General features: G+C 70.6%; 6 protein-coding genes. 5 read left to right on the top strand and 1 reads right to left on the bottom strand.

Annotation, left to right across the window (positions count from 1 at the left end; genetic code table 11):
• Positions 1-74 precede the first annotated feature (74 nt).
• The 5 genes from ACWCO8_RS33665 (at position 75) to ACWCO8_RS33645 (ending at position 8,698) form a co-directional block, all read left to right on the top strand.
• Complete coding sequence (locus tag ACWCO8_RS33665; RefSeq protein ID WP_451035397.1) at positions 75-1,820, top strand: glycoside hydrolase family 3 protein; 1,746 nt, start codon at positions 75-77, stop codon at positions 1,818-1,820.
• 225 nt (positions 1,821-2,045) lie between these two features.
• Positions 2,046-2,720 (top strand): spermidine synthase, encoded by a 675-nt coding sequence (locus ACWCO8_RS33660; RefSeq protein ID WP_451035396.1) that lies wholly within the window; start codon positions 2,046-2,048, stop codon positions 2,718-2,720.
• A gap of 59 nt (positions 2,721-2,779) precedes the next feature.
• Positions 2,780-3,517, top strand: coding sequence for a response regulator transcription factor (locus tag ACWCO8_RS33655; RefSeq protein WP_315891128.1), 738 nt, complete (start codon positions 2,780-2,782; stop codon positions 3,515-3,517).
• On the top strand, positions 3,514-4,611 hold the full coding sequence (locus tag ACWCO8_RS33650; RefSeq protein ID WP_362003950.1) for a HAMP domain-containing sensor histidine kinase: 1,098 nt from the start codon (positions 3,514-3,516) through the stop codon (positions 4,609-4,611). Before ACWCO8_RS33655 ends, ACWCO8_RS33650 begins: the two co-directional genes overlap by 4 nt.
• Positions 4,612-4,891: 280 nt before the next feature.
• Positions 4,892-8,698 carry a multifunctional oxoglutarate decarboxylase/oxoglutarate dehydrogenase thiamine pyrophosphate-binding subunit/dihydrolipoyllysine-residue succinyltransferase subunit gene (locus ACWCO8_RS33645; protein ID WP_451035395.1) on the top strand — a complete coding sequence of 1,269 codons (3,807 nt, stop codon included), beginning with the start codon at positions 4,892-4,894 and terminating at the stop codon, positions 8,696-8,698.
• A gap of 77 nt (positions 8,699-8,775) precedes the next feature.
• On the opposite strand, the gene fxsT is transcribed toward ACWCO8_RS33645, so the two are convergent.
• The gene (gene fxsT, locus ACWCO8_RS33640) at positions 8,776-11,802 is read right to left on the bottom strand and encodes an FxSxx-COOH system tetratricopeptide repeat protein (RefSeq protein WP_451035394.1); all 3,027 of its coding nucleotides are present in this window, start codon (positions 11,800-11,802) and stop codon (positions 8,776-8,778) included.
• Positions 11,803-11,858 lie beyond the last annotated feature (56 nt).

Raw genomic sequence — 11,858 nt, 5'->3', positions numbered from 1 at the left:
AGCCCGATCCACGCAGCCCGGTCCAGCCGCCGCCCGGCCCCGCACCCCGGTCACGTCACCCCAGGAGACCCGCCATGCACCCGTACCAGGACGCCACCCGACCCGTCGACGAGCGCGTCGAGGACCTGCTCGCCCGGATGACCCTGGAGGAGAAGGCCGGCCAGCTCTTCCACTCCATGCTGATGATGAACGCGGACGGCACCCCGGTCACCGAGACCGACGGCTCGATGCTGCCGTTCACCACGCCGGAGCTGCTCGAGGACCGCCACCTCACCCACTTCAACCTGCTCGGCACCTACGGCGCCCGCGAGATGGCCCTCTGGCACAACGCGGTCCAGGAGATGGCCGCGAACACCCGGCTCGGCATCCCGGTCTCGCTCTCCACCGACCCGCGCCACGCCTTCACCGACAACATCGGCGCCTCCTTCAACGCCGGCGCGTTCTCCGCCTGGCCCGAGGCGCTCGGGCTCGCCGCGATAGCCGACCCCGAACTGGTCTTCCACTTCGCCGACACCGTCCGCCGCGAGTACCTCTCCGTCGGCTTCCGCACCGCCCTCCACCCGCAGATCGACCTCGCCACCGAGCCGCGCTGGGCCCGCCAGACCGGCACCTTCGGCTCGGACGCCAAGCTGACCGGCGAACTCGTCCAGGCGTACGTCCGCGGCCTCCAGGGCGAGGAGCTCGGTCCGGACTCGGTCGCGGCCATGGTCAAGCACTTCCCCGGCGGCGGCCCGCAGAAGGACGGCGAGGACCCGCACTTCCCGCACGGCAAGGAGCAGATCTACCCGGGCGGGATGCGGGAGCACCACCTGGAGCCCTTCAAGGCCGCGATCGCCGCGGGCTGCTCGCAGATGATGCCGTACTACGGCCAGCCGATCGGCACCGACTGGGAGGAGGTCGGCTTCGGCTTCAACAAGGGCGTGGTCACCGGGCTGCTGCGGGAGGAACTGGGCTTCCAGGGGATCGTCTGCACCGACTGGGGGCTGCTCACCGACTCGGTGATCTTCGGCGAGCCGCACGCGGCACGGGCCTGGGGCGTGGAGCACCTGAGCGTCGCGGAGCGGACGGCGAAGGCGCTGGACGCGGGATCGGACCAGTTCGGCGGCGAGCAGTGCCCCGAGGTGATCGTGGAGCTGGTCGAGTCCGGCCGGATCTCCGAGGAGCGTGTCGACGTCTCCGTACGGCGGCTGCTGCGCGAGAAGTTCGTGCTCGGGCTCTTCGACGAGCGCCGGTACGTGGACCCGGAGGAGGCCGCCGAGACGGTCGGCCGCGCCGACTTCAAGGCGGCGGGCGCGGCGGCCCAGCGCCGCTCGCTGACCGTCCTCACGTCCGGCCCGCTGCCGCTGGCCGGACGCCCGAAGCTGTACGTCGAGAACGTAGACGCGGCCGTCGCGGCGGGCTACGGCGACGTCGTCACCGACCCGGCCGAGGCGGACCTCGCCGTGCTGCGGCTGCGCACCCCGTACGAGGAGCGGCCGAACCTCTTCGAGGCCTTCTTCCACTCCGGCTCGCTCGCCTTCGCGGAGCCCGAGCTGAGCCGGATCCTCGCGCTGCTCGGGACCGTCCCCACGGTCGTCTGCGTCAACCTGGAGCGTCCCGCCGTCCTGCCGGAGATCGCCGAGCGGGCGGCGGCCCTGATCGCCGACTTCGGCGCGAGCGACGAGGCCCTCCTCGACGTGGCCTTCGGCCGGGCGAAGGCGGAGGGGCGACTCCCCTTCGAACTGCCCCGCTCGATGGCGGCGGTGGAGGCGGCCCGCCCGGACGTCCCGAACGACACGGTGGATCCGGTCTTCCCGCACGGCCACGGCCTGACCATCTGAGCACGGACCCCGCCACCGAATCTCGCAGATCGGATCCAAGATCCAAAATATTGGATCCGATCCCCTGAACCGCGGGGTACCTGATCGACCCCGCACCCGGTCCGGGGCCGGCCCGTGGGGGGCCCGGCCCCGGACCGTTTTCCGCCCATTCCCATTTGTCCCGGCCCTCCCCGCCCCGCGAGGATGGCCGGGACAGTCGTCTGCCCAGACCGGGAGTGCGCGCACATGTCAAGACCCGTCACCCTCGACCGCCATGAAGGACCGTACGGAGAAGTCGTACTGCGGCGGCGCGGCGAGCATTTGGAGATCATCGCCAACGGCACGTTCCTGATGGACACCTCCGACGGACGTTCGGAGCGACGGCTGATCGACGCGGCCTACCTCGCGCTCGACCCGCCGCCCGGCGGCCCCCTCCCCTCGGTGCTCATCGGCGGTCTCGGCGTCGGCTTCTCCCTCGCCCACGCCGCCGCGGACCCCCGCTGGGGCCGGATCGCGGTGGTCGAGCGCGAGCAGGCGATCATCGACTGGCACCGCGCAGGCCCCCTCGCCGCGATCTCGGGCCCGGCGCTCGCCGATCCGCGGAACGTGATCCTGCACACGGACCTCGTGGCGTACGTCCACGACTCCCCCGACACGTACGACGCGCTCTGCCTGGACATCGACAACGGACCCGACTGGACCGTCACCGAGGACAACCAAGACCTGTACTCCGCCGAGGGGTTGGCGGCCTGCGCGAGGCGCCTGAATCCGGGCGGAATCCTCGCCGTCTGGTCGGCCCGGCCCTCCGCCGATTTCGAAGCGTCCTTGCGGAATGCCGGATTCAACGGGGTACGGACGGAAGAGATCCCCGTTGCCCGGGGCGTCCCTGACGTGGTGCACCTCGCCGTACGGCCTGGATAGCCGGGACGCTGTCAGTGCCTCTAGGCTGCTGGCCGATACCAGCGATGCGAGGCGGGGCGATGGAGCAGACACACACCACTCACCACGGTGCGGCGGCCACTCCGGGCGCCCAGCGGCGAGTGCTGGTCGTCGAGGACGACACGACGATCGTGGATGCGATCTCCGCGCGCCTGCGGGCGGAAGGATTCCTCGTCCAGACGGCGACGGACGGACCCGCGGCGGTCGACGCGGCCGAGGCCTGGCAGCCCGACCTGATGGTCCTCGACGTGATGCTGCCCGGTTTCGACGGCCTGGAGGTCTGCCGCCGCGTCCAGGCGCAGCGCCCGGTGCCGGTCCTGATGCTGACCGCGCGGGACGACGAGACGGACATGCTGGTCGGGCTCGGCGTCGGCGCCGACGACTACATGACCAAGCCGTTCTCCATGCGTGAGCTGGCCGCGCGCGTGCACGTCCTGCTGCGCCGGGTGGAGCGGGCCGCGCTCGCGGCCGTCACCCCGCGGAGCGGGATCCTGCGCCTCGGCGAGCTGGAGATCGACCACGCGCAGCGCCGGGTCCGGGTCCGCAACGACGACGTGCACCTGACGCCGACCGAGTTCGACCTGCTGGTCTGCCTGGCGAACACGCCGCGAGCGGTCCTCTCCCGCGAGCAGCTGCTCGCGGAGGTCTGGGACTGGGCGGACGCCTCCGGTACGCGGACGGTGGACAGCCACATCAAGGCGCTGCGCCGGAAGATCGGGGCCGAGCGGATCCGTACCGTCCACGGCGTCGGGTACGCGTTGGAGACGCCGGCGTCATGAACCGCCGGGGGCGGCGCCCCGAGCGCCCGAGGAGGCGCCGGATCGTGATCTCGATCAAGACCAAGCTGGGCACGCTGGTCGTCGGGGCGGTCCTGCTGACCTCGGGGCTCGCGCTGGTGGCGATACGGACCTCCACGGAGTTCCGGTACATCACGATCTTCGCGATGATCGCGACGCTCTTGATCACCCAATTCGTGGCGCAGTCCCTGACGGCGCCGCTCGACGAGATGAACACGGTGGCCGGATCGATCTCGCGCGGGGACTTCAGCCGACGGGTGCGGGGCGCGGACCGCCGCGACGAGCTGGGCGACCTGGCCTCGACGATCAACCGCATGGCGGACGACCTGGAGTCCGTGGACCGGCACCGCAAGGAGCTGGTCGCCAACGTCTCGCACGAGCTGCGCACCCCCATCGCCGCGCTCCGCGCGGTCCTGGAGAACGTCGTCGACGGGGTCTCCGAGGCCGACCCGGAGACGATGCGTACGGCGCTGAAGCAGACGGAGCGGCTCGGCCGGCTGGTGGAGACCCTGCTGGACCTGTCACGTCTTGACAACGGTGTCGTCACGCTCAAGGCACGCCGCTTCGAGGTCTGGCCGTATCTGTCGGGTGTGCTCCGGGAGGCCAATCTGGCCGCGTCCCAGCGCGGCCTGTCCTCCACGTCCGGCCTGCACAACCGTACGGACGTCCATCTGCACCTCGACGTCTCGCCGCCCGAGCTGACCGCCCACGCGGACGCGGAGCGGCTGCACCAGGTGATGGCGAACCTGATCGACAACGCGGTGAAGCACTCGCCGCCGCACGGCCGGGTGACCGTACGGGCGCGGCGCGGGGACTGGCCGGACTCGCTGGCCCTGGAGGTCGAGGACGAGGGCCCCGGCATCCCGGAGGCGCTGCGGCACACGGTCTTCGAGCGGTTCAACCGGGGACAGGTGCCGGGCAAGGCCGGTCCGGGCAGCGACGGCGGTACCGGTCTGGGGCTCGCGATCGCCCGCTGGGCCGTGGATCTGCACGGCGGCGAGATCGGCGTGGCCGAATCGTCACGTGGCTGCCGAATCCAGGTCACTCTCCCGGGCAGCCTTCCGTCCCGAGGTTGACGTAGGGTCGAACGGGAAGCGCGTCTTCTGCGTGGTCTTTTACAGGACACGATCAGGACGTGGTCAGGGATGCATGCCTCAGGGGCGGCAACCCAGGTCGCTCGTACCCGCGAGTGGGCAGAACCACGCTTGTTTCCCGCCAATCCCTGCCCCGAAACACCTCGTCAAGTGTGACTTACGCGACGTTGGTAGTGCCCGGCCTGCACCTGTCGGCCAGGGAGGCGTAGCCTTTATTTCCGCTGTCCATCACCTTGTGAAGCGGAAGAGGGCGGTTACCGCCGTGTCGTCTCAGTCCCCCAGTTCCCCGAGTACCTCCACCGGCCAAGACGGGCAGGGTAAGAACCCTGCGACCGCCTTCGGCGCCAATGAGTGGCTCGTCGACGAGATCTACCAGCAGTACCTCCAGGACCCGAATTCAGTCGATCGTGCCTGGTGGGACTTCTTCGCCGACTACAAGCCCGGTGCCACGGAGACCCCGGCCTCCGCGCCGCAGGTGAGCCCCGCACAGGCCGCACCTGCCGCGCCCGCCGCTCCGGCCCCGGTCGAGGCCGCCCCCGCCGCGGCCGCCCCGGCTCAGGCTGCCGCTCCGGCCGCCGCCGCCCCGGCCCCCGCGAAGCCCGCCGCCGCCCCGGCTCCGGCCGCCGCGGCCCCGGCGCCGGCGAAGGCCGCTCCGGCCGCCGCGAAGCCCGCCCCCGCCGCTCCCGCGGCCGAGGCGCCCGCGGGCCCCGAGCTGGTCACGCTGCGCGGCCCCGCCGCCGCCGTCGCGAAGAACATGAACGCCTCGCTGGAGGTGCCGACGGCCACGTCCGTCCGCGCCGTCCCGGTGAAGCTGCTCTTCGACAACCGGATCGTGATCAACAACCACCTGAAGCGCGCCCGGGGCGGGAAGATCTCCTTCACGCACCTGATCGGCTACGCGATGGTGCAGGCGATCAAGGCCATGCCGTCGATGAACTACTCCTTCGCGGAGAAGGACGGCAAGCCGACCCTGGTCAAGCCGGACCACGTGAACTTCGGCCTCGCGATCGACCTGGTCAAGCCCAACGGCGACCGCCAGCTCGTCGTCGCGGGCATCAAGAAGGCCGAGACGCTGAACTTCTTCGAGTTCTGGCAGGCCTACGAGGACATCGTCAAGCGCGCCCGTGTCGGCAAGCTCACGATGGAGGACTTCACCGGCGTCACGGTCTCCCTGACCAACCCCGGCGGCCTCGGCACGGTCCACTCGGTCCCCCGCCTGATGCCCGGACAGTCGGTCATCATGGGCGTCGGCTCCATGGACTACCCTGCCGAGTTCCAGGGCACCTCCCAGGACACCCTGAACAAGCTGGGCATCTCCAAGGTCATGACGCTGACCTCGACGTACGACCACCGCGTCATCCAGGGCGCCGCCTCCGGCGAGTTCCTGCGCGTCGTCGCGAACTACCTCCTCGGCGAGGAGGGCTTCTACGACGACATCTTCAAGGCCCTGCGCATCCCCTACGAGCCGGTCCGCTGGCTCAAGGACATCGACGCCTCGCACGACGACGACGTCACCAAGGCCGCGCGCGTCTTCGAGCTGATCCACTCCTACCGGGTCCGCGGCCACGTCATGGCCGACACCGACCCGCTGGAGTACCGCCAGCGCAAGCACCCCGACCTGGACATCACCGAGCACGGACTGACGCTCTGGGACCTGGAGCGCGAGTTCGCGGTCGGTGGGTTCGCGGGCAAGTCGATGATGAAGCTCCGCGACATCCTCGGCGTGCTGCGCGACTCGTACTGCCGCACCACCGGCGTCGAGTTCATGCACATCCAGGACCCGAAGCAGCGCAAGTGGATCCAGGACCGGGTCGAGCGCTCGCACTCCAAGCCGGAGCGCGAGGAGCAGCTGCGGATCCTGCGCCGCCTGAACGCGGCGGAGGCCTTCGAGACCTTCCTGCAGACCAAGTACGTCGGTCAGAAGCGGTTCTCCCTGGAGGGCGGCGAGTCCGTCATCCCGCTGCTCGACGCGGTCATCGACTCCGCCGCCGAGTCCCGCCTGGACGAGGTCGTCATCGGCATGGCCCACCGCGGCCGGCTGAACGTCCTCGCGAACATCGTGGGCAAGTCGTACGCGCAGATCTTCCGCGAGTTCGAGGGCAACCTCGACCCGAAGTCGATGCACGGCTCCGGCGACGTGAAGTACCACCTGGGCGCCGAGGGCACCTTCACCGGCCTGGACGGCGAGCAGATCAAGGTCTCGCTCGCCGCCAACCCCTCGCACCTGGAGGCGGTCGACCCGGTCCTGGAGGGTGTCGTCCGCGCCAAGCAGGACGTCATCAACAAGGGCGGCACGGACTTCACCGTCCTCCCCGTCGCCCTGCACGGTGACGCGGCCTTCGCCGGCCAAGGTGTCGTCGCCGAGACGCTGAACATGTCGCAGCTGCGCGGCTACCGCACCGGCGGCACGGTCCACATCGTCATCAACAACCAGGTCGGCTTCACGGCGGCTCCCGAGTCGTCCCGCTCCTCCATGTACGCCACGGACGTGGCCCGCATGATCGAGGCGCCGATCTTCCACGTGAACGGCGACGACCCGGAGGCCGTGGTCCGCGTCGCGCGGCTCGCCTTCGAGTTCCGCCAGACGTTCAACAAGGACGTCGTGATCGACCTCATCTGCTACCGCCGCCGCGGTCACAACGAGGGCGACAACCCGCAGTTCACCAACCCGCAGATGTACAACCTGATCGACAAGAAGCGTTCGGTGCGCAAGCTGTACACCGAGTCGCTCATCGGTCGCGGCGACATCACGCTGGAAGAGGCGGAGCAGGCGCTCCAGGACTTCCAGGGTCAGCTGGAGAAGGTCTTCGCGGAGGTCCGCGAGGCCACCTCCGCCCCGGCCCCGGCGCACATCCCGGACCCGCAGCCGGAGTTCCCGGTCGCCGTCACCACCGCGGTCTCCCAGGAGGTCGTGAAGCGGATCGCCGAGTCGCAGGTGAACATCCCGGAGCGGATCACGGTCCACCCGCGTCTGATGCCGCAGATGCAGCGCCGCGCGGCCTCCATCGACGACGGCACGATCGACTGGGGCTTCGGCGAGACCCTCGCCATCGGCTCGCTGCTGATGGAGGGCACCCCGGTCCGGCTGTCCGGCCAGGACTCCCGCCGCGGCACCTTCGGTCAGCGGCACGCGGTCCTGGTGGACCAGGAGACCGGCGAGGACTACACCCCGCTGCTCTACCTGGCGGAGGACCAGGCCCACTACAACGTCTACGACTCGCTGCTCAGCGAGTACGCGGCGATGGGCTTCGAGTACGGCTACTCGCTGGCCCGCCCGGACTCCCTGGTCATCTGGGAGGCCCAGTTCGGTGACTTCGTCAACGGCGCGCAGACCGTCGTCGACGAGTTCATCTCCTCGGCCGAGCAGAAGTGGGGCCAGACCTCCGGCGTCACGCTGCTCCTGCCGCACGGCTACGAGGGCCAGGGCCCGGACCACTCGTCCGCGCGCCCGGAGCGCTTCCTCCAGATGTGCGCGCAGGACAACATGACGATCGCCATGCCGACCCTGCCGTCGAACTACTTCCACCTGCTGCGCTGGCAGGTCCACAACCCGCACCACAAGCCGCTGATCGTCTTCACCCCGAAGTCGATGCTGCGTCTGAAGGCCGCGGCGTCGAAGGCGGAGGAGTTCACCACCGGCGGCTTCCGCCCGGTGATCGGCGACTCCACGGTGAACGCGGCCGACGTCCGCAAGGTCGTCTTCTGCGCCGGCAAGGTCTACTACGACCTGGAGGCCGAGCGTCAGAAGCGCGGTGTCACGGACACGGCGATCATCCGTCTGGAGCGCCTGTACCCGCTGCCGGGTGCCGAGCTGCAGGCCGAGATCGCCAAGTACCCGAACGCCGAGAAGTACCTGTGGGCCCAGGAGGAGCCGGCGAACCAGGGTGCCTGGCCGTTCATCGCGCTCAACCTGATCGACCACCTGGACCTGGCGGTCGGCGCCGACATCCCGCACGGCGAGCGCCTGCGCCGGATCTCGCGCCCGCACTCCTCGTCCCCGGCGGTCGGCTCGGCCAAGCGCCACCAGGCCGAGCAGCAGCAGCTGGTCAACGAGGTCTTCGACGCCTGACCCCGCTGTACGGACAGCCCAGAGGCCCGGCTCCCCGCGAGGGGGGCCGGGCCTCCGGCGTTGTCCCGGGCCGGGCCTCAGCCGAGATAGGCCTCGAAGTCCCAGTACGGCCGGTTGCGCTGGCGTGCGGACAGGGTGTGCGGATGCTGGGCGCCGAGCGTCCGCGTCAGTGTGAGCAGGGCGTCCTCCTCGACCTTCCCGGCCTCCTCCACCTCGCGCAGCCCCCGCAGGTCGGCCGCGAGGGCGATCTGGCAGGAGAGCGTGAGCGGGTGGTCGTTGCCGAGGATCGTGCGGGCCCGCCGGAGCGTCTCCCGGCTCAGCTCGGTCGCGTCGCCGACCCGCCCGTTGAAGTTCCGCGCGGCGGCGGCGTTGAGCGCGCAGCCGAGGACCCACGGATGGTCGGCCCCGAGCGAGGCGGTGAGCCCGGCGAGCGCGGACTCCAGCATGGCCATGGCGTCCGCGCGTTCACCGGAGGCCTGCATGACGAGGCCGGTGTTGGCGAGCATCCCGGTGGCGACCGGATGGGCCGGGCCGAGGAGGCTGCGGTAGGCGGCCTCGGCCTCCTGCGTCAGTTCGCGCGCGTGGCTGAGATCGCCGTGTTCGCGCAGGAAGTTGGCGTAGTTGTTGATGAAGGAGAGCGTCAGGTAGTGGGTACGCCCGTGCACCTGCTCGATCTGCTCCAGCAGGCTCGCCATCTGGCTGCCGATGTCCTGCTGCGAGCTGCCCTCGCGGCGCCGGCACAGGGCCAGTTGGGCGCGGGCGGACAGGGTCTGCGGGTGCTGCGCCCCCAGGACCTGGACGTGCAGGCGGACGTTGGCCTCCTGGCGGACCAGCGCGTCGCGGTAGCGGCCGAGCAGCCGCAGGTCGTGGGCGAGCGCGTTTCCGGAGTTGAGCGTGTTCACGTGCCGGGCGCGCAGGACGTTCTCCCGGCGGGCGAGGGTGTCGACGTCGTACTCGTACGCCTCCTGGAAGCGGCCGAGCAGGCGGAGCGCCACTCCGAGGTTGTGGCGGGCGACGAGGGTGACGAACTCGCCCTCGCCGAGGAGGCGTTGGGAGACTTCGAGCACCTCGCGCTGGAGCTCCTCGGCTTCGACGTACTGGCCCAGGTGCCGGAGGTTGGTCGCGATGGCGCTGTCGCAGAAGAGTTCGCCCAGCGCGTTGCGGGGAGTGGCGCGGGTGAGCCGTTCCTTGAGCGCGCGGTCGAGTTCGTGGGCCTCCCGGAACCGGCCGCTGGCGCGCAGGATGTTGCCCTCCTGCGTGGTGAGGTCGAGCATCGGCTGGGCGAGCGGGTCCATGAAGTCGGTCCAGCTCTCCCGGATCCGCTCGGCGAGCCGCGTACCCGCCTTGAACTCGCCGCTGCGGTAGCAGTAGCGCAGACAGTTCAGGACGGCGGTCTGGGTGCGGGGGTTGCGGCTGACGAGGGCGCCCGAGGGTTCCAGGTGCGGGAGCAGTTCGGCGTACTGGGGCCAGTGCCGGCTGTCCATGGGGTCGCCGGGGTCCGCTTCGGCGAGCAGGGTGCGGACGGCCTTGCGGTGGGCCTCTCGGTGGGGGCCGTCGGTGAGCCGGGAGATGATGTCGTGGACGAGCCGGTGCATGTGGACCGACTCCTGGTGCGGCCCCATCTCGGTGCTGAGGGTGCCGCGGCTGTCCCGGGTGAGGACGGAGTAGTTGACCAGGGTGTCCAGGGCGCGGGTCCACGCGGCGAGGTCGGTGGCCATCCAGTGCAGGTCCTCGGGGAGTTCCGCCTGCGGGTAGGAGCGGACGATGCCGAGGGGGATGCGGCCGGCCGCGAAGGAGGCGCAGAGGCTGAGGATCTCGACGGCCTGCGGCTGGGAGCGTCGGAGCCGGTTGATCAGTATCGACCAGGACGTGAGCGAGGCGTTCGGGAAGCCGTCGCCGGTGGAGGGCTCGTCGACGGTGGTGAGGTGTCCCTCGCGGACCATGCGCAGGTACTCGGGGACTTCCATGCGGGACTCGCCGAGCCAGGCGGCCGCCTGGACGAGCGGCAGGGGCACGTCGCCGAATTCGGCCGCGACCTCGTCGGCCTCGACGCCGCTGATGTGCGGGGCCCGGCGCATCAGATAGGCGGTGGACTCGGCCCGGTCGAAGCCCTGGACCTCGAGGACGTCGGTGTGCTCGGCCCATTCGCGGTTGCGGGAGGTGATGAGGACGTGCCCGGGTCCCTGGGGGAGCATCACGTTGATGCCCTCGATGTCGTCCCAGCCGTCGAAGACCACCAGCCAGCGGGAGTGCGGGTCGCCCCGGCGCAGCGCTTCGCGCACGGCGCGGATGCGCTCGCCGGGTTCGCTACCGACGGGCAGGTCGAGCGCGGAGGCCAGTCCGCCGAAGCGGTCGCGCTGGATGTTGCGGTCGTCGGAGTTGACCCACCAGATGACGTCGTAGTCGGGGCTGAAGCGGTGGGCGTACTCGGCGGCGATCTGGGTCTTGCCGATGCCGGACATGCCGAGCAGGGTGCAGGCGGCGTTGCCGCGCTCGGCGTCCATGAGGCGCTGCTGGAGGTCGGTCAGCAGGTCGTCGCGGCCGGTGAAGCGTCGGTTCCGGCGAGGAACCTCTCCCCAGATGTCGGGGGGCGTGTCCGGGTAGCGGGTGGTCGGCAGGGGGATGCGGCGGCCGCCCTGCCGGCGCGGCTCGATGCCGAGTCTGGAGAGCAGACGCGCCTCGGCCTCCTCCTCGCCGACGCCCCAGAGGCTCACGGGTTCGAGGACCGCGGTGGCGGGGAGCAGCGACCGGTTGGTCAGGTTGACGGCGGCGAAGCGTTCGGCGTTGGCGGCGACGAAGCCGCGCAGCACGTCGTTCCACTCGCCCGCCGGGCGCGGGCCGAGTTCGAAGAACCAGTCGTTGAGGACGAGGAGGACCGGTCCCCTGGAGAGCAGCAGGTCCGCGAGGGAGTCCTCCAGGGGTACCTCGCGGGGCGGGTCCCAGCGTTGCAGGGTGGACCGGACGTCGTGCCTCGCGAGGCGCTGCGCGATCCAGGTGGCCCAAGGGCGGTGATAGCCCGGGAAGACGACCAGGACGTGCTCCGGCCCACCTGTTCCTCCTCGGTCCGCCGTCCCGGAGCCGCTCGACCGCCCCTGTTCCGCCATGTGCTTCTCCCTACTCCACTCACGCGCCACGCAGTGTCATGTCCCGTGGGCACAGT

Source organism: Streptomyces sp. NPDC001927, from assembly GCF_053594455.1.
This window is presented reverse-complemented; position numbering and strand designations above follow the sequence as displayed.